The organism is Paractinoplanes pyxinae, from assembly GCF_026626335.1.
GTDB classification, from domain to species: domain Bacteria; phylum Actinomycetota; class Actinomycetes; order Mycobacteriales; family Micromonosporaceae; genus Actinoplanes; species Actinoplanes pyxinae.
On record NZ_JAPNTZ010000005.1, the window covers coordinates 440,066 to 463,565 of the forward strand.

Consider the following 23,500-nt stretch of genomic DNA (forward strand, 5'->3'; position numbering starts at 1 on the left):
TCCGAGCATCGCGGCTCGGTACGGTCGCCGGCGAGCGGGTCAGGCCGCGGCCGAGCGGGCGATCGCCACGGTGACATAGCCGCACACCTGCTTCGGCAGCAGCAGGGTGCCGCCCGGGCCGGCCGCGACCAACGCAGCTGCCTCGGCGACGCTCGGGGTGCCGACCGCCCCGTCGACGGTTCGGCTCGGGTTGGGCACGTTCTGGCGTGCCAGCTCGGCGGCCGGCAGGGCAAGCAACCGCCAACCAAGGCCAAGAGCGGTTTCCCGTACGGCGGGTTCGCCGGCCCGGCGATCGACGGTGGCCAGCACGGTCACGTCGCCGGGAGCCAGACCGGCCACCGTCAGGGCCGCCCGAACCGCCGCATGAAGGTCAGCCCCCGCCACTCCCGGCCGTGCGCCGACTCCGACCGCGACCGTCGCACCGGCCGGCACCGGACCGGTCCCGGCGCGCGAGGTCACAGACCGGTGAGCAGCCGCGTGGCGAAGCCCGGATTGCCCGCCCAATGCAGATGCACGTAGGACGCGTGGACCGCATCCGTGGCGAAGCCCTCCGGATCGGCGCCCCGCCAGGCCCACGCCGCGCCGCCGGCCGGTGATAGCAGCAGGCCCGAGCGCGGGTGCACGGTCGTCCGGTGGAATTCGTGGCCGGTGACCCGGGTGCCGGCCGGGGCGAGCGGACTGTCCGTGAGTGCGACGGCATCGCGGTAGCCGAGAGTCAGCGTGGGTGTCATCGCTGCCTCGGCGTCGATCACGCCGCACATCGGGGCGCCGTCGAGCGTCCGGCACAGCCAGAGCAGGCCGGCGCATTCGGCCGCGATCCGCCCGCCCGAGGCGGCCAGGGCCGCCACCGAGCGGCGCAACGGCTCGTTGGCGGACAGCTCCGACGCGTACACCTCGGGGAAACCGCCGCCGACCACGAGCGCGCGCGTGCCTTCGGGCAGGACCTCGTCACGTAACGGATCGACCGTGACGACCGAGGCGCCAGCACCGGCCAGCAACTCGGCGGTCTCGGCGTACGCGAAGGAAAACGCGGGCCCACCGGCCAGCGCAACCACCGGACGGCCCTCGACCGGCTCGGCGGCGACCGGCGACCACGGCTCGGCGTCGAGCGGCGGGGCGGACCGGGCGATCGCCATCACCTCGGCCAGGTCGACCGACGACTCGATCAGCGCGGCCAGCGCGTCCACCGATGCCTGGGCCTCGGCCCGGCGCTCGGCCGCCGGCACCAGCCCGAGATGGCGCGAGGGAGCGGCTACCGCGTCAGCCCGCCGCAACGCGCCCAGCACGGGCGTGCCGACCTCTTCGCAGGCCTCGCGCAGGATCGCCTCGTGCCGGTCCGAGCCGACCCGGTTGAGGATCACGCCCGCCATCCGCACGCTGCCGAAGCTGCGGAAACCGTGCACCAGAGCGGCGATCGACCGGCCCTGCGCGGCCGCGTCGACGACCAGGATCACTGGCGCATCCAGCAACCCGGCGACCTGGGCCGTCGACCCGGTCTCGCCGGCGCCGGTACGCCCGTCGTACAGGCCCATCACGCCCTCGATGACCGCGAGCGAGGCGCCCTGCGAGCCGTGCGCGAACAGCGGGCCGATCAGCTCCTCCCCCACCAGCACCGGGTCGAGGTTGCGGCCCGGCCGGCCGGCGGCCAGCGCGTGATAGCCGGGGTCGATGTAGTCCGGCCCGACCTTGAACGGCGCCACCGGCAGCCCGCGGCGCGCGAACGCGGCCAGCAGCCCGGTCGCCACCGTCGTCTTGCCGTGCCCCGAGGCGGGCGCGCCGATCACGACGCGCGGCATGCTCACCATTCGATGCCCTGCTGCCCCTTGCGACCCGCGTCCATCGGGTGCTTCACCTTCGTCATCTCGGTGACCAGATCGGCCGCCTCGAGCAGGGCCGGCGCCGCGTCCCGGCCGGTGATCACGACGTGCTGCGTGCCGGGCCGCCCGGCCAGCGTGGCCACCACGTCGTCGACGTCGACCCAACCCCACTTCATCGGGTACGTGAACTCGTCGAGCACATAGAAGCGGTAGGTCTCGGCGGCCAGGTCCCGCTTGATCTGGGCCCACCCCTCGGCGGCCTCGGCGGCATGGTCCCGTTCGGTGCCGGCGCGCTGGATCCACGACCAGCCCTCGCCCATCTTGTGCCAGGTGACCGGCGCGCCCCCGGTGGTGCCGAGTGCCTTCAGCGCGGATTCCTCGCCCACGCGCCACTTCTCGGACTTCACGAACTGGAAGACGCCGATCGGCCAGCCCGCGCTCCACGCCCGCAACGCCATCCCGAAGGCAGCGGTCGACTTGCCCTTGCCGTGTCCGGTGTGGACGGCCAGGACGGCTTGGCGGCGGCGCTGGCGGGTGGTCAGGCCGTCATCGGGCACGGAGGTGACTTTTCCTTGTGGCATCAGGCAACACGTCCCAGACTCTCCAGCGGCATGAGGTCGGCGCCGAGCACGGTGGCGAGCCGGGCCGCCAACCGCAACCGGATCGGCCCCGACTCACAATCGACCACCACTGTGGACACTCCCGCGAGGGCCGGCGCGACGGTGGCCGGGTCGGGTCCGCTCGTGGCCCGCCCGTCGGTGACGACGATCAGCAACGGCCTCCGGCGCGGGTCCCGGCGCCGCTCGGTCGCGATGGTCGCGGCCGCGGTCCGAAGGCCTGCGGCCAATGGCGTACGTCCCCCGGTGCGCAAACTGGCGAGCCGGAGCACACCCACCTCGTGACTCGACGTGGGCGGCAGCACCTGCTCGGCGTCATGCCCCCGAAAAGTAATCATCCCGATCCGATCCCGCCGCTGATACGCGTCCCGCAGCAACGACAAGACCGCCGTCTTTACCACGGTCATCCGCTTACGGGCAGCCATGGACCCCGACGCATCCACCACGAACAGAACGAGGTTCGACTCCCGCCCGACATGAACCGCTTCCCGCAGATCCCGCGGAAGCACAACCGCCCGCGCCCCCACTTCGCGCACCAGCCCCAGCCCAGCACGGCCTGCCGCAGACGCATCTTCAGCCCGCTCGACGGTCAGCCCTGGCGACATGGCGCCCTGCCCACCCAGCTCCAGGCCCGGCGACGCGGCGTTCCGGCCGGCCCGGTCGAAGCCGGGCGAAACGTTGTCCCGGTCGGCCCTCCGATCGATCGATCCGGAACCAACGCCGGTCTGCTCGCTGCCCCCGCGTTGTAAGTTCGAGCCTGTTTCGGCTCGCTCGACGCCGGCGCGGTGCAGAGCGGCGCGCAGGGTGGCCGGCAGATGCGGCGCCCCGGCCAGGCGGCCGGTCGGGATGCGTGAGCCCACGACCCGCCCACGCCGCGACAACGAGGGCGAGCGACGGCCCGCGTGGCCGCCCTCTCCCCGGCGCGCAATGCTCAAGTTCTTGGTGCGGAAGGCCGCGCCCGGAGCCACCGGGGCTGCTTCGGCCCTGCCCCTCTGCCTCCCTTCCTCTTCGGACATTTCCGAAATGTCGGGTGAGGAAGAGTTGGATGCTGTAGGTGGCGGTCCCGTATACGGCCGCTCGCCGGTATCCGGACCGGCCGATCCGTCCGCCGAGCTCCCGTCCGCGCGGGCGCCCTTCGCCCGGCCGTCGTTCGAGCCGCTCTCGCCCGCTCCGCCGCCGTCCGGGCCGCCATCTGCGCCGCCGCTGTCGGGGCCACCATCCGCGCTGTCGTCCGGGCCGTTGCCATCCGCTCCGTCGTCGGGGCCGTTGCCATCAGGGCCGCCGTCGCCGGGGGGTGTGTCGTCGGGGTCGTCGCCGAGCTTGGCGTCCGCCTCGTTCAGGGCCTCCTCGAGGCGCTGCTCGTCCGTTCCCGGCGGGTCCAGCGGATCCTTCCGGCGGCGGTGCGGCAGGGCCAGCCGAGCGGCATCGCGTACGTCATCGGGAGTTACCCGCGACCGGCCGTGCCAGGCCGCCAGGGCGACCGCGCATCGGGCCACCACGATGTCGGCGCGCATCCCGTCCACCCCGTACGCGAGGCTGACCAGCGCGATCCGGTCGAGCTCGCGGTCCGGCAGCACCACGGCCGGCAGCAGATCCCGCGCGGCCACGATCCGACCGGCCAGCTCTTGCTCGTCGGCGTCGAAGCGCGCCGCGAAACCGTCCGGGTCCAGCTCGTAGGCCAGCCGCCGCCGCACCACCTCGGCCCGGTCGCGAGCGTCGCGGGGCGCCGCCACGTTGACCACCAGCCCGAACCGGTCGACCAGCTGCGGCCGCGGCTCGCCCTCCTCCGGGTTCATGGTGCCGACCAGCAGGAACCGGGCCGCGTGCTTGACCGACACCCCGTCCCGCTCGACGTGGGCGCGGCCCATCGCCGCCGCGTCGAGCAGCAGGTCGACCAGGTGGTCGGGCAGCAGGTTGACCTCGTCGACGTAGAGCACCCCGCGGTGCGCCGCCGCGAGCAGGCCCGGCTCGTACGCCTTGACCCCGTCGGCCAGGGCCCGCTGGATGTCCAGCGTGCCCACCACCCGGTCCTCGGTCGCGCCGACCGGTAGTTCCACCAGTGTCGCGGGCCGGCTCAGGGCCGGGGAATCCGCAGCGTGCGGCCCGTCCGGGCAGAGCGGATCGGGGCGAGCGGGGTCGCAGGCGAAGCGGCAGCCGCGCACCACGGACACCGGCGGCAGCAGCGCGGCCAAGGCTCGTACGACAGTGCTTTTCGCGGTGCCCTTCTCGCCACGCACCAGCACCCCGCCCACGGCGGGCGAGACGGCGGTCAGCAGCAGGGCGAGGCGCAGGTCGGCCAGGCCGACCACGGCCGAGAACGGGTACGGCGTCACGTGGGTTCCCCTTCTGCGCGGGTGTCCACGCCCGCGCGGCGGTTGTCACGAGCGGCCGGAGTCTCCTGACTCCCGGATCGTCGCTTGCCGCGCGCCTTCCGGCTGGTGATGCCGTGGCCTCTGATGGCGGGTCGCTCCCCGGTCACAGTGGCGGGACCGTCCCGGATTACGCACCGGGTTCCTCCGCTACCGCTCGTCCGCCATGCTTTCTCACGGCCGCCCGGCGCGTCAACGCGGGGTGATGTGAGCCGCAGGGTTTGTTTCGTGGCAGGGGTGGGAGCGAGGCGCGGTCCAGATTTCGTCTGGTGGTGGCCCGTGGAAGCCCGGCTCCCGGTGTTGGAACCGGGCTTTCACGGGACGCCGCCAGGCGGGATCTGGGCCTCGCCGCAGCCCCGCCCCTGCCACGAAACAAACCCTACGACTGCACCGCTTTCTCCGTCGTGGGCAGGGGCTGGGGCGCGAGGCGGTCGAGTTCCTTGACCACGTCGAGCACGGCCAGCGCCGACGACTCGATCAGGGGCCGCATCCGCGCGTAGAGCTCGGCGTTGTCGGGGTCAGGCCGGGCCGGCTCGCCGATCGGCACCAGCGTGGCCGCGTGGTCGAGGTCGGGCAGCTCGCCGAGCGCGTGCCGGGCCAGCAGGCAGGCCCCCAGCGCCGTGCCCTCGGGGGTGTCGGCCACGGCGACGGGCACGTTCAGCGCGGCTGCGAGCACGCCGACCCAGAGCTCCGACGCGACCGCGCCACCGGTGGCCCGTACCTCGGAAATCGCGTGACCTTCGGCCGTGAACGAGTCGAGCACCAGCGCCAGCTGCTGGCAGACGCCCTCGACGGCCGACCGCACCAGATGGGCGCGGCCGTGCTCGCGCCGCAGACCCAGATAGGCGCCGCGCAGGCCGGGCTTCCACCAGGGGGCGCGTTCGCCCAGCAGGTACGGCAGGCAGAGCAGCCCGTCGCTGCCGGGCGCCACCCCCTGGGCCTCCATCAGCAGGGCGGCATCGCGCTCGTCGGCGTCCTCACCCTCGGCGCCCGGCCGTTCGAAGCCGGACGCGAAGCTCTGCCCGGCCCAGCGCACGACCGAACCGGCGTTGTTGACCGCGCCGCCGATCACCCAGCGGTCCTCGGTGAGCGCGTAGCAGAACAGCCGCCCGGCCTGGTCGGCCGTGGGCCGGTCGACCACCGTCCGCAGCGCGCCGCTGGTGCCGAGCGAGACCGCCGCCACCCCGGCCGGCGTGGCGCCGACGCCCAGATTCGCCAGGGGCCCATCCGCCGCGCCGATGACCAGCGGGGTGGCCGGATCGAGCCCGGCCGCGCGGGCCACTTCCGGCCGCAGCCGCAGGATCGTGGTGGTCGGCAGCACCTCGGCCAGCTGCCCGGTGGTGACGCCCGCGATGTCGAGCGCCTCCGGGTCCCACCGGCGTTCGTGGATGTCGTAGAGACCCGTACCGCTGGCAATCGAGAGGTCGACCGCGAACGGCGCCTCGGCCAGGGCGGCCAGCACCAGCTCTTTCACCCCGCCCCAGCGCGGCGTCTTGCGCAGGGTCTCGGGGTCGTTGTCGTGCCACCAGGCCAGCTTGGTCAGCGGCGACATGGGGTGGACCGGCGTTCCCGTACGCCCCTGCAGGCGCTTGCCGCGGCCTTCCGCCACGATCCGCTCGCTCTGTTCGCCGGCGCGCCCGTCCGCCCAGGTAACCAGCGGCCCGAGGGGCAGGCCGTCGGCGTCCATGGGGACCACCGCGTGCAGGAAGGCGCTCAGCCCGATCCCGATCACCCGGTCACCGTTGGTGCGGCATATCTCGGCGACGTCACGCAGCGCTTTGACCGCAGCGTCACGCAACGCGACGGGATCGAGCTCGGCCCGCCCCGACCCCGGCACCGACAGCGGATAGTGGACGCTGGCCAGCGCGCGGATCGAGCCATCGGGCCCGGCGGCCACCCCCTTGGTGGCGGTGGTTCCGGTGTCGATCCCGATCACGACGTCCATGCGCGGCCTCCGTTTGTCGCCTTGCTTCCCAACCTAAGGCAGGGAGACGCGGATCGCTCGGCCCTGGCGGGGCTGTGCCTCCAGTTCGGTCGCGGCGGCCGGGACGACGGCGGCGTGCCCGGCTATCGGCAGCCAGGCTTCACCGCGTACGCGGAAACGCAGTTGGCAGTTGAGGGCGGCCACCGCCACGCCGAGTTGCTGCGGCAGGCGCGCGTGCAGGATGGGAAAGGTCTCGCCGAAGCCGTCGGTGGCGTCGGTCGACAGGCCGTCCTCGAGCCGGCCCAGATAGTTGACCCGCGGCTTCTCGCCGGCGCGGCCGGTCATCCAGAAGGCGCGGGCCCGGCCGTCCAGCTGCAGGGTCTGCACCACCAGCCGGCGTCCGTCGGCGGTCGCCCCGCTCAGATGCCACTCGGTGGGCCCGGTCCAGGTGTGATAGCCGAACGGGTCGAGGTAGGCCGGCTGCGTCCCGACGTCCCACCAGTCCTTCTCGGAGCCGGTCGGCTCGTCCCGCCAGGCCTTCTCACGGCCCGGCAGCGACCAGTCGATCCGCGGCGGAAGCTGGTTGTCGGCGCGGCCGCTGGCATCCACCACTGTCTCGAGATTGGCCAGCCAGACCGTGTCCGGCACCTCGCCCGACCGCAGGGCGATGGGCAGGAAGCTGTCCGGGGCGGGGATGCGAAGGACGACGGCCCCGTCCGTCTCGATCAGCGGCTCGAACGTCCGCGCGATCCGGCCGGCGGCGTCGATCGAGAACTTCTCCGAGTACGTGACGCCGCTCGGCCCGGTGATCACGACGAGCACGTCGCGGTCGGGCCCGGCCAGCATGGCGGCCGGCTGAACCGAGCCCTCGGGCACCATCGTGGCGCCGTCGGCCGGTCGCAGCTCCCCGCCGACGGTCTCGACGAAGCTCTGGAAGTCGTATCCGGGCGTGCCGGACGGTTTGGTGACGGCAGCAACCGGCCCGTACGGCGTGTCGCCGATCCACCGGACCTGGCTGCCCGGCCCGTACGCGTTCTTGACCCGCCCGGCAAGTTCGGTGTCCCCGGCCAGGTCACCCCTGATGCGCCCGTCGAACATCGCCGGAGCGGACCGGCGCCGGGCCAGCGGGGCCAGCCCACCGGCGGCCACAACGGCCAGCGCCCCGCCGAGGGCCACGCGCCGGCGCACCACCCGGCGGTGACCTCCGGCGCGCACCCGGTCGAGCAGGTCGGGTGCCGGATTCACGTCGCCCGCGGCCCGGTTCAGCACGTCCCGGATCTCGGTGTCGGTCACAGCTCCACCCCTTCCGGGATCAGGGACGGCCCGAGCTCACGCCGGAGCCGGTCGAGGCCGCGCGCGGCGTTGCTCTTGACCGTCCCCTCGCTGCACCCGAGCGCGGCAGCGACCTCGTGCACGGGCAGGTCGTCGAGATAACGCAGCACCACGGCGGCCCGCTGCCGGGCCGGCAGGTCACGCAGCGCGGCGAGCACGGCCGAGCGGATCGCCACGTCCTCGCCGTGGTCGGGTTCCGGCTGCTCGTGCTGGTCGCCGAGCGGGGTCTCGGGGCGCCGCGCCCGCGCGCGCCAGCGGTTGGTGGCCCGATTGACCAGGGCTTTCCGCGCGTACGCCTCGGGAGCGCCGTCGATGCGCCGCCAGCGCACGTACATCTGCTCCAGCACTTCCTGCAGCAGGTCCTCGGCGGCGTGCCGGTCCCCGGTCAGCAGGTACGCGACCCGCAGCAGCCCCGTCGATCGACTTCGCACGAAGTCGTCGAACCCCATCGGCGTCTCCCCCCGTCACCCATGAGGACAACGCAGGAGTCAGGAAGGTTGCACGAGCAGTTTCGCGTACTCCTCGCGCAACTCGTCGAAGCCGTACTCCTTGGCCGCCTGCCCCCGGATCACGCCGTGCGGATCCCCGTCGAGCAGGTGCTGCAGGACCACGACGCAGACGTGCCAGCCGGTGGCGACCGAGGCGTGGTCGGACGGCTCGACCAGCGTGTGCCGCAGCGTCAGCCTCGTGCCGTCGCCCGCCGGCTCCAGCTCCCACCGGAGCAGGTCCTGACCCCACGAGTACTCGAGCACCCGGGGCGGCTCGGCCACCCGGATCACGGCCGGCAGGTCGAGCTTCTGGTCCCCGTCCACCATGGTCAGCGTGGTGGGCCCCGGTTCAGCCAGGTTGCGGGCCGCGCTGAACGGCGCCCACTGGTCGAGCTCGGCCGGATCGGTCAAAGCCGCCCACACCACGGCCGGCGGCTGCCGCAGTTCCCGGATGAAGACGAGCGTCCACGGTTCCCCGCTCCCCTCCAGGTGTGCGTCCCGCGCGGTTCCCACGTCCAGTGTCATGTGTCCTCCTTGCGGTCGAGGTGGCGCTCCAGCTCGGCGAGGTGATGTGTCCACATGCGCCGGTAGGGTGCCAGCCAGGCGTCAAGCTCACGAAAAGGCCCCGGTTCGAGCCGGTAGATGCGCTGCTGAGCCCGGGTCTGGGCGGTGACGAGCCCCGCCTCGCGCAATACGCGTAGATGTTTCGACACGGCGGGCTGACTCATGCCCAGCGAGGCCACCAGCTCCGAGACCGTGCACTCGCGGACCCGGAGCGCGTCCACGATCCGCCGGCGAGTGGGCTCGGCCAGCGCGGCCAGGGCGTCCATGGGCTCAACATGCCATGCGCGGCATATAACCGTCAAGGCATGTAGGGGCGTCCAGTATTTGTCCAGTGGATGTCCACGGGCGCGCCGTAGCTTCGCCGTTGATTCAGTGCTCGGCGGGCAGAAAGGCAACCCATGAGGACAGCGGTCCTCACCGGGGCCGGTGGCGGGCTCGGCCGGGCCATCACGGCAGAACTGGCGCGACGCGGATTCGCGGTGTGGGCGACCGGCCGCACCCTCGGCCGCCCTCTCGGCAGCGTCCTCGGCCGCCCTCTCGGCAGCGCTCTCGGCAGCCCTCTCGGTAGCGCTCTCGGCAGCGCCGAGGCGGCGATCGAAGGGCTCGGCCCCAACTGCCGAGCGGCGGAGCTGGACGTCACCGATCTCAGTGCCAATCGAGCGGTGGCCGACGCGGTCGTCGCCGAGCACGGCCATCTTGACTTGTGGGTCAACAACGCCGGCGTACTGGCCGTGGGCTACGCGTGGGAGGTCGACGACGCCAGCAACCAGCGCGTCCTGGCCGTCAACGCCATGGGGACGATCAACGGCACCGTCGCCGCTCTGGGCCACATGGTCCCGGCCGGCCGGGGCCAGGTGATCAATCTGGTCTCGCTGGCCGGCATCGTGGCCACTCCGGGTCAGGCGATCTACGCGGCCAGCAAACACGCGGCGATGGCCTTCACTTTGAGCACGCTGTTCGACCTGCGGCGGGGCGGGCACCGGGGCATCGACGTGTGCGCGGTCTGCCCGAGCGGAGTGCGGACCCCGCTGATCGAAACCGACGATCCCGAAGCGGCCGCCTCCTTCACCGCGCCCCTGCTCACCCCGGACGAGATCGGCCGGGTGGTCGGCCGCCTGACCGAACGTCCCCGCCCGGTGACGATCGTGCCGCGCCGCCGGGCCCCGATGATGCGCTTCGTCGACCTCTTCCCTCGCTTGGCCGCGCCCGCCGTCCCCAAGATCATGCGGGACGCGCGGCGCCGCCAGCAGCAGCACCGGCAATCGACCGCGGGCCCTACTGGTCGACGGTGAAGATGACCGCGCGGCCGGCCGCCGCGGCCTTGAGATAGAAGGTGCGCACCTGGGTGAACCAGTGCCAGGTGTAGTCGAAGTCCTCGTCACTCAACTCGGCTTGATACTCGGTGGCGTCGATGCGGTCATAGCGCCGGCGCATCCATTCCCGATCCACTACGGCGAGCGACGCAGCCACCTCAGCGACTTCGCCGTCGCGCAGGTACGCCACGACGTAGTCTTCGCCCTCGTGATGCTGAAGGCCGCCGAGCACGGCCATGTCGAGCGGTGACAGGTGCCGGCCGCAGCCGAGAGTTCCGTCGCTCAGGCACCGGTGGATGGCGTCCCAGGCCTTGTCCGTCTCACAATCCAACGGCTCGCCGGCCCAGTCGCCCATCTCGATATCGTCGATGAGGTCGCGGACCTCGGCGTCATCACGCGTCGCCATCAGCGCGGCTTCCTGATCCGCCGTCAACGCGAAGAACATTCCCCGGCATGCCATGGCAGGCAGCGTACTGAGGCCCCGAAGGTCAGCGAGCGGCCGCCGCGAAGGCCGGACCGGGGCTCGGCCGCGAACGGCTGTCGCTCAGCCCCGGGCCGGGGCTTGGCCGCGGACGGTCAGCGAGCACCTGACGCGCAGCCCGGACCGGCGGCCCGGCCGCGGACGACGCGGTAGGCGGTGATGTCGCCGTCGAGGTAGCCGGTCAGCTGGCTGACCGAGCTGGGCGCGCCGCCGTGGACGCCGACGTAGGCGAGGATCGCGGAGTCGACCGCCCGGCAGGTGGCCTTGTCGGCGACGGCTCGCGCCTGCTGCTCCGCCTTCCGCGAGTCGAACTGTGAGTAACAAACGGCGGAAACACTCAACGTGACTGTCGCGGCCACGACGATATGGGAGACATGCACTCCAGCAGCCTAGTCGTCATCACGCAGCGTGCCGGGTGGGCCGAACGGTCAGGCCTTCTGACCTGGAGTATCACTCTGGGTAGAAGGTCTAAGAATCAGCCGACCGGGACTTTCGCCGCGAGGAAGGCCAGAATCTGACCCGACACGCGTGGATACCGTGAGTCACCAGGTCGCAGGAACTCACCGTGACGAGCCCCCGCAATGGTCACGAACTGCTTCGGCGTCGGCGCCATTCCGTAGGCCTGGCGGCCAGCCCGGATCGGCACCACCCGGTCGCGGTCGCCGTGCAGGAAAAGCAGCGGCGCCGGCGCTCCCCCGAAGCCCGCGGGTGGTCGCCGCCCGCTGATCGAGATGCCGGCCCGCAGGTACGAGGGGTGTCCCGGCCCGAACAGCCCGAGCGTCGTGGTGCCGCCCGCCGAGAAGCCGATCGCGGCGACCCGCTCGACGTCGAGGTGCCCGGCCAGCACGTCACCGGACACTCCGTCGAGCGCCCGCACCGCCTCGATCACGAAAGCTGCATCAGCCGGTTGATTGACGATGTCCCGGCGGTCGACCCGCACCCGCGCGTTCGTCCGCGGATAGGCCGGGGCGGCCACCACGTACCCGGCCTCGGCCCAGCCGGCCGCGAGCGGCGCGAACTGCCGCGGCGACCCGCCCAGACCGTGGCTGAAGAGGATGAGCGGGTGACGCCCGGTGAGCGGCGAGGGATACCAGAGCGTCGTCGGCAGGGGCCGGTCAGCACCCCGCGCCAGCTGCAGCACCCGGCTCACCACGGACCCGCGCGCCGACGCCGGGCGCGCCGGGCCGAACCCGTCCAGCAGCAGTGCCACCAAGAGAAGCACCACCCCGAGTCTGCGCACGTCGTGAGCGTAGGAACGTCACGCAACGCGGTCGATCGCCGTTGTGGGTGACGATGAGACGACGAACATTCCTGGCCATCGGAGCTACCGCCGCCGGCGTCGCCGGAATGGTGGGTTATCGCAGCCGACCGGGCCAACTGGAACCGGTCATCCCGCATGCCCCGGTGGGTGACGAACGCCTCGAAAGGCGCGATTCCACCGCCCGCGGACGGATGGTCGACTTCTACACCGCGGTTCCGGCCGGTCACGGCGACGGACGAGGGTTGCCGGTCTGCCTGATCCTGCACGGCGGCTCGAAGACGGCGGCCGACTTCGCTGCGCTCGGCTTCGGGCGGTTCCTGACCGACGCCGTACGCCGCGGAAAGCCCCCGTTCGTGCTGGCCGGCGCCACCGGCGACCGACTGTGGTGGCGCCCCGACGGCGGCGACGACCCGCAGCGGATGGTCCACGAGGAGATCCCACGCTGGTGCCGGGCACGCGGCTTCGACACCAAGCGCATCGCACTGCTCGGCTGGTCGATGGGCGGGTACGGGTCGCTGCTGCTGGCCGAGGCCTATCCCGGGTTCGCCCGAGCGGTGGTCGCGCTTTCCCCCGCCGTACGACCGGGGGACGAGATTTTCACCGCGGCCGACCAATTGCGCGGCACGCCGGTCGGTTTGTGGTGCGGCCGCCAAGACGGGCTTCTCGACAACGTACGCGCATTGGCGAAAGCCCTGCCCGAGCCGCCCGCCGCGGGCAGTTTCGAGGACGGGCGGCACAACTTCGGCTACTGGTCGCGCTGCCTCCCCGCCGGGATGGACTTCGTGAGTGAAGCTTTACGGCGCTGAAGTCACGCCCGTACCGTGGTGACTCAGAGCAACGGTCCAACCACGCTGGAGGATCCCATGCGTCGTGCCGCCGCCGTACTCGCCCTCGTCCTGGCCGGCCTGTGGATAACCACGCCCGCGCAGGCCTTCGCCCACAACGCCGTGCACAATTCCGCCCTGCACGCGCTGCTCGACGGCCTGACGCTGGTCGTCGTCTCAGCCCCGGTGTGGACGGCCCTGCTGTGGAGCGGCGGCAGCCGCTGGTGGCTGGCCGCGCTGATCGCCGTCGTGCAGATCCCTGTCGCCATCATCGGTTTCGTGCCGATCGCCAACCCGTGGCTGCACCTGACCCTGTTCGCGGTCGCCATCACGCTCACCGCCGTCTCGCTGCGCGTCGTCCGTCAACAGGCCCGCGCCGCGGCCGCCGCTGCCCCGGTCAAGTTCTGACCCGTATCTACGCAGCGCGCTCCTCGACTGCAGCCGCGCCCGCAAACCCGCCGTCAATCGCAGCTCTTCTCGCCCCCGGCAGGTGCACGGCTGCAGACGTCCGGCGAGTCGCCGGTCAAGCCCAGAATCCACTGCCCGCCAGCGGGTGCGCGGGTGAAGGAATCCCGCGCATCTCATCGTTCAAGCCCTGATCCACTGCCCGTCCGGCGCGCGTACGGCGCGGGTGAAGGCGTCCCGCGCATCTCGTCGTTCAAGGCCTGATCCACTGCCCGTCCCGCGCGCGGACGGCGCGGGTGAAGGCGTCCCGCGCATCTCGTCGTTCAAGCCCTGATCCACTGCCCGTCCGCCGCGCGTACGGCGCGGGTGAAGGCGTCCCGCGCATCTCGTCGTTCAAGCCCTGATCCACTGCCCGTCCGGCGCGCGGACGGCCAAGCCGACCACGGTTTGGCCGTCGCGCACGAGTTCGACGTCGGGACAGCCGTCCGCGGCCGCGTGCCACCCGCCTTCGGGGTCGCGGACGGCGTTGTGCCGGCAGTGTTCCTCGTCCACATAGCCCCACGCCATCAGCACCTCGCGGTCGCCGATCGAGTAGCAACCGACGGTCGCTATCCGTTCGCCTTCGGCCCGGCGGAAGTAGTCGGCTCGCAATCCCGGCACCGGAACGCCTTCAAACGGGGCGTCGAGCACGGTCCGGTGTGGTTCATATCCGCTCAAATCAGGCAGCACCCGATCATCAAACCATGAGCCGCACCGAGTTTTAACCCGCGCGTCAAGGGCCATGCCCGACAATGACCGTGTGGTGACCGAGACGATGATGCCGGTCAACGGCATCGAGCTGTGTGTGGAGACGTTCGGCGAGGCCGGCGATCCGGCCTTGCTGCTCATCGCGGGCGCGGCCAGCTCGATGGACTGGTGGGCCGACGAGTTCTGCCGGCGCCTGGCCGCGGGCGGGCGGTTCGTGATCCGCTACGACCATCGCGACACGGGCCGCTCGACGTCTTTCCCGGCCGGCGAGCCACCGTACTCCGATGTGGATCTGGCCAACGACGCGCTCGGCGTGCTCGACGGCCTCGGCGTCCACCGCGCCCACCTGGTCGGGCTCTCGACCGGCGGCATGATGGCCCAGCGCATCGCGGTCGAACGCCCCCACCGCGTGCTGTCCCTGACGCTGATGTCGACGAGCACGGTCCCACCCGCGTACGAGCTCTCTTTCGGGTCCGGCAACGGCGAGCAAGAACAGCCGGACTGGACCGATCGGCGCTCCGCGGTCGACGAGCTGGTTTCCTCCGTACGTCGTCTGGGCGGCCCTTTCACCGCCGACGAGCCGCAACTGCGCCGTCTCGCCCAGCGCGTCTTCGACCGCACCCAGGACATGACAGCGTCGCAGACCAACCACTACATCTGCGCCGAAGGGCCGCCCGTACGCGACCGGCTCGGCACGGTCACCGCCCCCACGCTGGTCCTGCACGGTACGCTCGACCCGTTCTTCACGCCGCCCCACGCCGAGGCGCTGTGCGCCGAAATCCCCGGCGCCCGCCTGGTCTGGCTGGAGGGCGTAGGCCACGAGTTCCCACCCGCCGCCGTCTGGACCCAGGTGATCGACGAGATCATCGCCCAGCCCGGCCGCCGCACCCAACCGGCGTGAAGACGACGCATCAATGTTGACGTCAATATTGATCCAGTCAACACAATCAACACATCAAGTCAACATGACGCCGGCATCAACCCACCCGCACCGCACCCAACACCCGTCGAGCGCCTATGCCTCAGCGGTACCGGCCGGCGTCGGGCGCCTGCATGGCTTGTCGAAGCGTTGCCTCAGCGGCGAAGGCCGTCCATGAGGCGCTTGCCTGCGAGCACCGAGCCGCCGACCGCGATCAGGTAGCAGAGGAAGATCGCCGCGGCCTGGCCGGCGCCGGCCACCGCGAAAAAGAAGAGCGCCGCGAACGAGGCCGCGCCCGAGCCCAGCACCAGGAACCAGCTGGCGGCCTTCTCGGCTGGCGTCCAATGGGGTGAGGCGCTGGCCATCAGCATGCCGGCCACCGGTCCGAGGCCGGGCAGAACGAAGGCGCCCGCCGTGATCAGGCCGATCGCCGTGTATTCGGCCGCTCCCCCACCGGTGGCGGCCGGCGGGGGAGGCGGGACCAGGGCGGGCAACCGGATGTGGGGCGGCAGGTGTCCTCTTCGCGCCGCCGCCACCAAGGCCTCCGGTGGCCCTAACCGGCGCACGATCTCGGCCGGGTCCTCGATCGGTGACGCCGGCGAGGTGCGCCGCAACGAGATGTAGTCGGCCACGGTCGTCATCAGCTCGTCCCGCAGCTCGGGCGCGAGGTCCTCGCTCTGAGCCCAGAGCGCGGCGAGGTAGTCGAGGACGATCACGTCCGTGTGAGCGAGCGGTGCCGTCGTCATCCCTGTCTCCCCTGACTGTTCGGCGCGGTAGAACCAGCATCGCGATCAACCAACCGCCGAACATCGGCCCGCGGACCGGATCCCGGACCCCACCTACGACTTTCGGCCGACCCCTCACCACAACCCACGCCCCCCGACACAACGCGATCGTCAAAGGAGAGAGCGGGGCAGGATGGGGGCATGCGTCTTGTTTCGTTGCTGCCGTCAGCTACTGAGATCGTTTACGCGCTCGGGTTGGGGGACGACCTGGTCGGGGTGACGTTCGAGTGTGATGAGCCGGCTTCGGCGCGGGTGGAGAAGACCGTGGTGGTTGGCGGCAAGGACACGCGTGGGATGAGTCCGGGGGAGATTGACTCGTACGTGCGGGGGCGGCTGGCCGAGGGCGGTGACCTTTACACGTTGCACGCCGATGCTCTGGCCGAGCTCGCGCCGGATCTGATCCTCACTCAGGATTTGTGCCGGGTGTGCGCGTTGCCGTCGGGGCACGTCACCGACGCGCTCGACCACCTGGGGTGCCGGGCCGACGTGGTGTCGCTCGACCCGTACTCGCTCGATGAGGTGCTGGACACGATCCGCGCGGTGGGCGAGGCGGCCGGCGTCCGGGAACGGGCCGAAGAGCTGATCACCGAACTGCGCGGGCGGTTGGCTGCCGTGTCGCGGGCGGTCGCGGGACGGCCGAGGCCGCGGGTGACGGTCGTCGAGTGGGTCGATCCGCCGTTCACGGCCGGCCACTGGGTGCCCGACCTCATCACGGCGGCGGGCGGCGATCCGGTCGCGGCGAGTGGGGGCAAACGCTCGGTTCAGACCACGTACGCCGATCTGGCCGCGCCGCAGCCGGAGATCGTGCTGGTCACCCCCTGCGGCTTCCACCTGGACGGCGCCATCGAGCAGGCCCGCCGAGTGGTGCCGCACTTTCCCGTCGCGCAGGTGTGGGCCCTCGACGCCGACGGCATCATCGTGCGCCCCGGCCCTCGCCTGATCAACGGCGTCGAAGCGATCGCCTCGATCCTGCACCCGTCCGCGGTGCCACCACCCCCGCCCGGCACCGCCGCCCGCGTCGCCTGACCGCGACCTCCAACGGCACTCGCGCCCCTCAACGGCGGATCATCCGCGAAGGTGGCCAGTCAGCTGTGGGCATCGACGAAGTGGCCGGCACCGCCTGACGCTCAGGCCGAAGGCGCGACACTGCCATCCGCGCACGGGTGAACTGATCCGCCGAGTGTGAGCCGATCCCGTGCCCCGCGAGGATTGCCAGCGCCACCGCCGCCCACGCACAGGATGAACAGCTGCGAGCCGACCCCGCGCTCCACGTGAAGCGTCAGCGCCACCGCCGCCTGCGCACAGGGTGAACGACTGTGGGCCGGCTCCGGGCGTGGCGTGTAAGCGCCACCGCCGCCTGCGCACGGGGTGAACGGCTGCAAGCCCGACCCCGCGCTCCGCGCGGAGTGTCAGCGCCACCGCCGCCTGCGCTCAGGACGAACGGCTGAGCGGGCTCCTTGCCTGGCGAGGACTGTGAGCACCGACGAACGTCTGCGCCCCTAGGTCGTACGAGAAAAGCGCCGGGAAGGACGGCCGTAAGAAGAGCGCAGCAACTCAGCACATGGGTGCGCCCGCCGCGCGGGAACCAGGCGCGGCGGGCGCGGGAAGCGGCCGGCTCAGTGAGCCAACGCCGGTTGGCGGTGCGGGGCCGACCAGCGTTCGCGAGCTGCCGCACGGATGCGGGACGCGCGGTACAACCAGATCGTGTCGCGGCCGAACGACCAGGTCAGCGACGTCAGGGCCACGGCCAGCACGACCGTGGTGAGGGCGGTGGGCAGCAGGTTGGCCGTGACCAGGGCGAGCACGATGCCCTGCAGCGCAGCCACGACCTTGCGGGAGAAGCGCGGGGGCAGGGCCGCGTTGAGCCAGGGCTGGGCCCACGCGGCGGCCACGAAGGCGTAGCGGAAGGCGCCGATCGCCATCCACCACCAGCCGAAACGGTCGCCGGCGTAGACGCTCAGGACCAGGATCAGGAAGGCGTCGACCTCCATGTCGAAGCGGGCGCCGAGCGCCGTCGTGGTGTTTGTGCGCCGGGCGACCTGGCCGTCTACACCGTCGAGGGCGAGAGCCACGCCGGCGATCGCGACCAGGGCGGGCGTGCTGACGGGGTGGGCGAACGAGGTGACAACCATGGCGGTCACGGCGCCGACCAGGAGCGCGCGGGCGAGGGTGACCGCGTTGGCCGCGCCGAGGTGGTGCATGCGGGCCCGGTCGAGGCCGGCGCCGAGCAGGCCGCACAGGACCAGGCCGTAGGCCGCGCCGGCGATCAGGCCGGTGGCGGTGAGTCCGAGGGTGCTGCCGAGCAGCGCGAGCAGTGCCAGCTGGGCGGCCAGGCCGACCACCGGCGCCCGTGAGGAGTCGCTGGTGGGTGCGGTTACTGAAGTCACCGAGGCCTCCATGTGCAAGATCGGCCGCCGCGTATGGTTGCCGTCGTCAGCGCTTAACACGCGCCTGGGCAGCGTTCGGTTCAGCGTGCGACGGAATGAGCGGCGGGAGGAACCATGACGAGTGACGCGTACGCGTTCTGGATCGCCGAGCCGGGCCGGGGCGAGATCCGTCCGGTCACCCTGGGCGAGCCGGGCCCGGACGAGGTCCTGGTCCGCACTCTCCACACGGGCGTGAGCAGGGGAACCGAGACTCTGGTGTTCACCGGCCGGGTGCCCGAGAGCCAGTGGTCGGCGATGCGTGCCCCCTTTCAGGAGGGTGATTTCCCGGCCCCGGTGAAGTACGGCTACCTCAACGTCGGCCGGGTCGAGCAGGGCCCGCCCGACCTTCTCGGACGCACCGTGTTCACCCTCTATACCCACCAAACCCGCTTTATCGCACCAAAAACGGCTGTAACTCTGGTTCCGGACGAGGTGCCCGCGTCTCGGGCCGTTCTCGCCGGCACTGTCGAGACCGCGGTCAACGCCGTCTGGGACGCCCGCCCGCAGATCGGTGATCGCGTCGCGGTCGTCGGCGGGGGCATGGTCGGTGGTTGCGCGGCGGCGATTCTCGCGCGCTTTCCCGGCGTACGGGTTGAGCTCGTCGACGTCGACGCCGGGCGCTCACAACTCGCGGCGCACCTGGGCGTCGACTTCGCCACCCCGGCCGAGGCCCGGGGCGACTGCGATCTGGTGATCCACGCGAGCGCCACCTCGGCCGGGCTGACCCGCGCGCTCGAGCTGGTGGCCGCCGAGGGCACGGTCGTGGAGCTCAGCTGGTACGGCGACCAGCCGGTCAGCGTGCCGCTGGGCGAGTTCTTCCACTCGCGCCGGCTCACCATCCGCGGCAGTCAGGTCGGCGGGATCGTGCCGGGCCGCAACCGCTCGTACGCCGACCGGCTCGCCCTCTCGCTCGAGCTGCTGAAGGACGAGCGGTTCGACGCCTTCCTGACCGGGCACTCGCCCTTCGCGGAGCTGCCCGAGGTGTTGCCGCGCCTTGCCGACGGCAGCCTGCGCGCCCTCTGCCACGTGATCGACTACCCCGAGGAGTAGCCCTTGTTCAGCATCACCGTCCGCGACCACATCATGATCGCGCACAGCTTCTCCGGCGAGGTCTTCGGACCGGCCCAGAAGCTGCACGGCGCGACCTTCGTGGTGGACGCGACGTTCCGCCGCCCCGAGCTGGACGACGACAACATCGTGGTGGACATCGGCCTGGCCTCGCAGGAGCTGCACGCCATCTGCGGCGGGCTGAGCTACCGGAACCTGGACGACGAGCCCGACTTCCTGGGCATCAACACGTCGACCGAGTTCCTGGCCAAGGTGATCGCCGACCGGCTCGCGAACCGGATCGCGGCCGGGGATCTGGGCCCGGGCGCGGCCGGCCTGACCGGGCTCACGATCACGCTGCACGAGTCGCACATCGCCTGGGCCTCGTACGAGCGCGATCTGTGACGTCGGGGCCCGGCCCGTTGTGGGCGGTGCTGCCGGGTGGCGTCGACGATCCGGCGGCGCCCAGCGGCGGCAACCGCTACGACCGGGCGGTGCTGTCGTTGCTGCCCGACGTGCACGAGATTGCCGTCCCCGGCTCGTGGCCGCAGCCCGGGCCGGACGCCCGGCGCGCGCTCAGCACGGGCTTGGCGGAGATTCCCGACAAGTCCGATGTGCTGATTGACGGGCTGGTCGGGTGTGGGGTGCCGGAAATTCTCGAGCCGCACGCCGGTCGGCTGCGGCTCATGATCGTGGTGCACCTGCCGCTCAGCGACGAGACGGGCCTCTCCCCCGGGGTTGCCGCCGACCTGCGCGAGCGGGAGCGCCGGGCGCTGCACCTGGCCACCGTCGTGATCGCCACCAGCGACGCCGCCGCCGAGCGCGTCGCCGCCCTCCACGGCCTGCCCCGGCCCGCCGCGGAGCACGGATCACTGCCCGCCGCGGAGCACGGATCGCTGCCCGCCGCGGAGCACGGACCACTGCCCGCCGCGGAGCACGGACCACTGCCCGCCGCGGCGGCACCGCACGGAACGCCTCGCATCGCGGTCGCGGCCCCGGGGGTGGAGCCGGCGGAACTGGCCGAACCGCGCGCGGACGGGCGGCGGCTGCTGTGCGTGGCTTCGGTCAGCCCGCGCAAAGGGCAAGACCTGCTGGTGGCGGCGCTCGAGGAGGATCTGTCTTCGCTCGACTGGGAGTGCACCTATGCGGGGGCGCTGGTGCACCCGGTGCCGCACCGTAACCACCGCACGCGTTTCGTGGGGGCACTGCCTCCGGCTGCGCTCGATCGCGCGTACGGGAAATCCGATCTTCTGATTCTGCCCTCGCGCGCCGAGACCTACGGGATGGTGGTGACCGAAGCCCTGGCCCGCGGGCTGCCGGTGATCGCGACGGCGGTCGGCGGCGTGCCCGAGGCCCTCGGCGCCGCGCCCGACGGCACGCTGCCCGGCATCCTGATCCCGCCGGACGACCGGCCTGCCCTGACCGCCGCCATCCGCCGATGGCTCACCGACGACGCGCTGCGCCAACGCCTGCGCGCCGCCGCCCGGGCCCGCCGGGAAACCCTCCCGACCTGGGCCGGAACCGCCCGTCAGCTGTCCGCCATCCGCTTAGGAGACCCCCGATGACCGGAGAGTTCAGCACCACCTGGCTCGGCCTGCGCGAGCCCGCCGACGCCGCCGCCCGCGCGACCGACCTGGTGGCCCGGCTGCCGAAGCCGATCAACGTCGTGCGTGACCTGGGTTGCGGCACCGGTTCGATGGCGCGCTGGCTGGCCCCGCAGCTCGACACCCCGCAGCACTGGATCCTGGCCGACCTCGACCCGAAGCTGCTGCACTACGCCACCTCGCACGTGCGGCTGCCCGGCGTCACCGTCGAGGGCGCGCTGGGCGACGTGACCGCGCTGACCGCCGCCGACCTGGCCGGCACCGACCTGGTGACCTGCTCGGCGCTGCTCGACCTGCTGACCGAGGCCGAGATCGACGCGCTGGTCGCGACGCTCGCGGCGGCCCAGGTCACGGCCCTGTTCACCCTTTCGGTCGCCGGTGAGGTGAGCCTCGACCCGGCCCGGCCGCAGGACGCTACCGTGGCCGAGGCGTTCGACGAGCACCAGCGCCGGGTCGTGGGCGGGCGCCGGCTTCTCGGGCCCGATGCTCCCGCGTACGCGGCACAGGCCTTCGAGAAGGCCGGTGCGACGGTCGTCACCCGGCCGAGTGCGTGGCGGCTGGGCCCCGAGCTGCCGGAACTGACCGCCGAATGGCTGCGGGGCTGGGTCGGCGCGGCCCGTGAGCAGCGGCCTTCGGCGGATCTGGACGGCTATCTGGAGGACCGTCTGGAGCATCTGCCCACAGCCTCGGTCGGACATGTCGATCTTTTGGCGACCTTCGGCTGAACCCTTTGTGCCCGCCCCGGCGTACTAGGGGAAAGAGCGGGCTACTTGAAGGGAACGGCGACGTGGGGCGAATCTGGGCTTGGGCACGGATCCTGGGCGGGGCAGGGATCCTGGCCTTCCTGCTGTGGCGGCTCGGCACCGGCGCGTTCGTCGACGGCCTGCGGGTGATCTCGCTGCCCGCCCTCAGCCTGGCCTTCGCCATCGGGGTCGCCACCACCGTGTTCAGCGCCTGGCGCTGGTGCCTGGTGGCGCGCGGCCTCGGCCTGCGGCTTTCGTTCGGCACCGCGATCGCGGACTACTACAAGGCGCTCTTCCTCAACGCCGCGCTTCCGGGCGGGGTGCTCGGCGACGTGGACCGCGCCGTGCAGCACGGCCGCGACGAGGGTGACGTGGCCAGGAGCGTGCGGGCCGTGGTGCTCGAGCGCACGGCCGGCCAGCTGGTTTTCCTCGCCATCGCGGTGTCGGTGCTCCTCACCGTCCCCTCCCCCGTGCTGACCGTCCTGCGCACACACGGCTTCGTCGTCGTGGTCGTGCTGGCCGCCGTGGCGCTGGCCGCCGTGATCCTGCTGCTGGCCTTCCGCAAGCTGCGGCAGGGCGGCTCGCGGGTCGCAGCCGGGGTGCGCACCGGCCTGGCCGAGATCCGCACCGGGCTGCTGGCCCGCCGCAACTGGCCGGGCGTCACGCTGGCCTCGGTCGTCGTGGTCGCCGGTCACCTGGCCACGTTCGTCGTGGCGGCCCGGTCGGCCGGCTCGGCGGCGTCGCTGACCCGCCTGGTCCCGCTGATGCTGCTGGCCCTGCTGGCGATGTCGCTGCCGCTGAACGTCGGCGGCTGGGGCCCGCGCGAGGCCGTCACGGCCTGGGCTTTCGGCGCGGCCGGGCTGAGCGCCACCCAGGGCCTGACCACGGCCGTCGTGTACGGCTTGTTCGCCTTCGTGGCCGCCCTGCCCGGCGCCGCGGTGCTGATCGGCCGGGGACTGGCCCGCCTGCGCACTGCTGCCGCCGTCCGCGTGGCCGCCCCGATCTCGCCGGTGCCGTACGGGCTTCCGGCCGCCCCGGCCGTGCTGGTCGAGCCCGCGCTGGTTCCCGCCGGCCGCGAACTGGTCCGCGCCGGCGCCTAGCGCATGCTCAACGGATCAGTTCGCGTCGAAACGGTCGGAGAGGGCGTAGCGCAGCAGGACGACGTCGTCGATCTGGCGCACCTCGGCCAGCGTGGCCCGGCGCCCCGGGCCGAACGGGAACTTGCCGTCGCTGACGAAGCGCGGCGCCCGCGAGTCGCCCACGAAGAACGGCGCCACCACCAGCTGCAGCTCGTCGGCCAGCCCGGCCGTGAGGAACTGGGTGTGCATGGTGCCGCCGCCCTCGACCATCAGCCGGCGCACCCCGCGCCCGGCCAGGTCGGCGGTCACCCGGCTCAGGTCGACGGGATCGCCGGCGTCGATGACGGTGGCCACCGCGCCCAGCCGCTCGCGGGCCGAGTGACAGGTGCCCGACGCGCAGTACACGAGCTTGTCGACCTCGCCTACGGTGAAGAACCGTGCAGCCGGGTCGATGTCGCAGCGGGCGGTCACGGTGACCTTCAGCGGGTTGGGCGCCTCGCCGCGGGCGACCCGGGCCGCCCGGCGCTCGGCCGAGCGCACCAGCAGGCGCGGATCGTCCTGCCGGATGGTGGCCGCGCCCACGAGGATCGCGTCACAAGTGCTACGAACGGCGTCGACCCGGTCGAAATCGGCGTCGTTGGAAAGCAGCAGCCGTTCCTGCGCCGCGTCGTCCAGGTATCCGTCGATCGACATGCCGCAGCTCAGCAAGGTGTAAGGACGCGGGACCACTGATGACGCCTCCAGTAGAGCGACGA

26 protein-coding genes and 1 riboswitch are annotated in these 23,500 nt (G+C 72.2%); of the genes, 10 read left to right on the forward strand and 16 right to left on the reverse strand.

The annotated features are described in order from the left end of the window. Positions 1-39 precede the first annotated feature (39 nt). The 9 genes from OWR29_RS16385 to OWR29_RS16425 form a co-directional block, all read right to left on the reverse strand. Entirely contained in the window at positions 40-459 is a 420-nt protein-coding gene (locus OWR29_RS16385; protein WP_267563697.1) for a cobalamin biosynthesis protein, read from the reverse strand. After that, positions 456-1,805: a cobyrinic acid a,c-diamide synthase CobB gene (locus OWR29_RS16390; protein WP_267563698.1), complete on the reverse strand. Its 1,350-nt coding sequence runs from the start codon at positions 1,803-1,805 to the stop codon at positions 456-458. Before OWR29_RS16390 ends, OWR29_RS16385 begins: the two co-directional genes overlap by 4 nt. Next, positions 1,799-2,398, reverse strand: a complete 600-nt coding sequence (gene cobO, locus OWR29_RS16395) for a cob(I)yrinic acid a,c-diamide adenosyltransferase (RefSeq protein WP_267563700.1) — start codon at positions 2,396-2,398, stop codon at positions 1,799-1,801. Before cobO ends, OWR29_RS16390 begins: the two co-directional genes overlap by 7 nt. Further along, complete coding sequence (locus OWR29_RS16400) at positions 2,398-4,767, reverse strand: VWA domain-containing protein (protein WP_267563701.1); 2,370 nt, start codon at positions 4,765-4,767, stop codon at positions 2,398-2,400. The genes cobO and OWR29_RS16400 overlap by 1 nt, the downstream gene beginning before the upstream one ends. Positions 4,768-4,825: 58 nt before the next feature. After that, a riboswitch (cobalamin riboswitch) is annotated at positions 4,826-4,951 on the reverse strand. A 231-nt stretch (positions 4,952-5,182) separates the two neighbouring features. Then, entirely contained in the window at positions 5,183-6,748 is a 1,566-nt protein-coding gene (locus OWR29_RS16405) for a gluconokinase (protein WP_267563702.1), read from the reverse strand. 33 nt (positions 6,749-6,781) lie between these two features. Beyond that, entirely contained in the window at positions 6,782-8,020 is a 1,239-nt protein-coding gene (locus OWR29_RS16410) for a hypothetical protein (protein WP_267563704.1), read from the reverse strand. Further along, positions 8,017-8,508, reverse strand: a complete 492-nt coding sequence (locus OWR29_RS16415; RefSeq protein ID WP_267563705.1) for a SigE family RNA polymerase sigma factor — start codon at positions 8,506-8,508, stop codon at positions 8,017-8,019. The genes OWR29_RS16410 and OWR29_RS16415 overlap by 4 nt, the downstream gene beginning before the upstream one ends. Before the next feature lie 39 nt (positions 8,509-8,547). Further along, positions 8,548-9,072, reverse strand: coding sequence for an SRPBCC family protein (locus OWR29_RS16420; RefSeq protein ID WP_267563706.1), 525 nt, complete (start codon positions 9,070-9,072; stop codon positions 8,548-8,550). After that, the gene (locus OWR29_RS16425) at positions 9,069-9,377 is read right to left on the reverse strand and encodes an ArsR/SmtB family transcription factor (RefSeq protein WP_267563707.1); all 309 of its coding nucleotides are present in this window, start codon (positions 9,375-9,377) and stop codon (positions 9,069-9,071) included. Before OWR29_RS16425 ends, OWR29_RS16420 begins: the two co-directional genes overlap by 4 nt. A gap of 132 nt (positions 9,378-9,509) precedes the next feature. Here OWR29_RS16425 and OWR29_RS16430 point away from each other — a divergent pair, with 132 nt between their 5' ends. Next, positions 9,510-10,403, forward strand: a complete 894-nt coding sequence (locus OWR29_RS16430; RefSeq protein ID WP_267563708.1) for an SDR family NAD(P)-dependent oxidoreductase — start codon at positions 9,510-9,512, stop codon at positions 10,401-10,403. Here OWR29_RS16430 and OWR29_RS16435 read toward each other — a convergent pair. The 3 genes from OWR29_RS16435 to OWR29_RS16445 form a co-directional block, all read right to left on the reverse strand. Beyond that, a complete protein-coding gene (locus OWR29_RS16435; RefSeq protein WP_267563709.1) occupies positions 10,387-10,857 on the reverse strand; it encodes a DUF1877 family protein in 471 nt (156 codons plus the stop codon). The genes OWR29_RS16430 and OWR29_RS16435 overlap by 17 nt on opposite strands. A gap of 143 nt (positions 10,858-11,000) precedes the next feature. After that, positions 11,001-11,285, reverse strand: a complete 285-nt coding sequence (locus OWR29_RS16440) for a hypothetical protein (protein ID WP_267563711.1) — start codon at positions 11,283-11,285, stop codon at positions 11,001-11,003. A 95-nt stretch (positions 11,286-11,380) separates the two neighbouring features. Further along, entirely contained in the window at positions 11,381-12,145 is a 765-nt protein-coding gene (locus OWR29_RS16445; protein WP_267563712.1) for an alpha/beta hydrolase family protein, read from the reverse strand. Positions 12,146-12,198: 53 nt separating this feature from the next. On the opposite strand from OWR29_RS16445, the gene OWR29_RS16450 reads away from it, so the two are divergent. Continuing rightward, a complete protein-coding gene (locus OWR29_RS16450) occupies positions 12,199-12,972 on the forward strand; it encodes an alpha/beta hydrolase (protein ID WP_267563715.1) in 774 nt (257 codons plus the stop codon). 57 nt (positions 12,973-13,029) lie between these two features. Beyond that, positions 13,030-13,398, forward strand: coding sequence for a hypothetical protein (locus OWR29_RS16455; RefSeq protein WP_267563716.1), 369 nt, complete (start codon positions 13,030-13,032; stop codon positions 13,396-13,398). Positions 13,399-13,788: 390 nt separating this feature from the next. On the opposite strand, the gene OWR29_RS16460 is transcribed toward OWR29_RS16455, so the two are convergent. Next, positions 13,789-14,055, reverse strand: coding sequence for a hypothetical protein (locus OWR29_RS16460; protein ID WP_267563719.1), 267 nt, complete (start codon positions 14,053-14,055; stop codon positions 13,789-13,791). Positions 14,056-14,194: 139 nt separating this feature from the next. On the opposite strand from OWR29_RS16460, the gene OWR29_RS16465 reads away from it, so the two are divergent. After that, positions 14,195-15,043 carry an alpha/beta fold hydrolase gene (locus OWR29_RS16465; protein ID WP_267563720.1) on the forward strand — a complete coding sequence of 283 codons (849 nt, stop codon included), beginning with the start codon at positions 14,195-14,197 and terminating at the stop codon, positions 15,041-15,043. A 173-nt stretch (positions 15,044-15,216) separates the two neighbouring features. Here OWR29_RS16465 and OWR29_RS16470 read toward each other — a convergent pair whose 3' ends face one another. After that, complete coding sequence (locus tag OWR29_RS16470) at positions 15,217-15,807, reverse strand: HAAS signaling domain-containing protein (RefSeq protein WP_267563721.1); 591 nt, start codon at positions 15,805-15,807, stop codon at positions 15,217-15,219. A 180-nt stretch (positions 15,808-15,987) separates the two neighbouring features. Between OWR29_RS16470 and OWR29_RS16475 the strand changes: the two genes are divergently transcribed. Then, entirely contained in the window at positions 15,988-16,872 is an 885-nt protein-coding gene (locus tag OWR29_RS16475; protein WP_267563722.1) for a cobalamin-binding protein, read from the forward strand. A gap of 590 nt (positions 16,873-17,462) precedes the next feature. Here OWR29_RS16475 and OWR29_RS16480 read toward each other — a convergent pair. Next, on the reverse strand, positions 17,463-18,233 hold the full coding sequence (locus OWR29_RS16480) for a CDP-alcohol phosphatidyltransferase family protein (RefSeq protein ID WP_267563723.1): 771 nt from the start codon (positions 18,231-18,233) through the stop codon (positions 17,463-17,465). A gap of 114 nt (positions 18,234-18,347) precedes the next feature. Here OWR29_RS16480 and OWR29_RS16485 point away from each other — a divergent pair, with 114 nt between their 5' ends. The 5 genes from OWR29_RS16485 (at position 18,348) to OWR29_RS16505 (ending at position 22,766) form a co-directional block, all read left to right on the forward strand. Continuing rightward, on the forward strand, positions 18,348-19,322 hold the full coding sequence (locus OWR29_RS16485) for a zinc-dependent alcohol dehydrogenase (protein WP_267563724.1): 975 nt from the start codon (positions 18,348-18,350) through the stop codon (positions 19,320-19,322). Between the two features lie 3 nt (positions 19,323-19,325). After that, entirely contained in the window at positions 19,326-19,724 is a 399-nt protein-coding gene (locus OWR29_RS16490) for a 6-pyruvoyl trahydropterin synthase family protein (RefSeq protein ID WP_267563725.1), read from the forward strand. After that, entirely contained in the window at positions 19,721-20,884 is a 1,164-nt protein-coding gene (locus OWR29_RS16495) for a glycosyltransferase family 4 protein (protein ID WP_267563726.1), read from the forward strand. Before OWR29_RS16490 ends, OWR29_RS16495 begins: the two co-directional genes overlap by 4 nt. Beyond that, a complete protein-coding gene (locus OWR29_RS16500) occupies positions 20,881-21,648 on the forward strand; it encodes a class I SAM-dependent methyltransferase (RefSeq protein ID WP_267563727.1) in 768 nt (255 codons plus the stop codon). The genes OWR29_RS16495 and OWR29_RS16500 overlap by 4 nt, the downstream gene beginning before the upstream one ends. A 62-nt stretch (positions 21,649-21,710) precedes the next feature. After that, a complete protein-coding gene (locus OWR29_RS16505; protein WP_267563728.1) occupies positions 21,711-22,766 on the forward strand; it encodes a lysylphosphatidylglycerol synthase transmembrane domain-containing protein in 1,056 nt (351 codons plus the stop codon). A 15-nt stretch (positions 22,767-22,781) separates the two neighbouring features. On the opposite strand, the gene OWR29_RS16510 is transcribed toward OWR29_RS16505, so the two are convergent. Next, positions 22,782-23,474 carry a RibD family protein gene (locus OWR29_RS16510; RefSeq protein WP_267563878.1) on the reverse strand — a complete coding sequence of 231 codons (693 nt, stop codon included), beginning with the start codon at positions 23,472-23,474 and terminating at the stop codon, positions 22,782-22,784. Between the last annotated feature and the right edge of the window lie 26 nt (positions 23,475-23,500).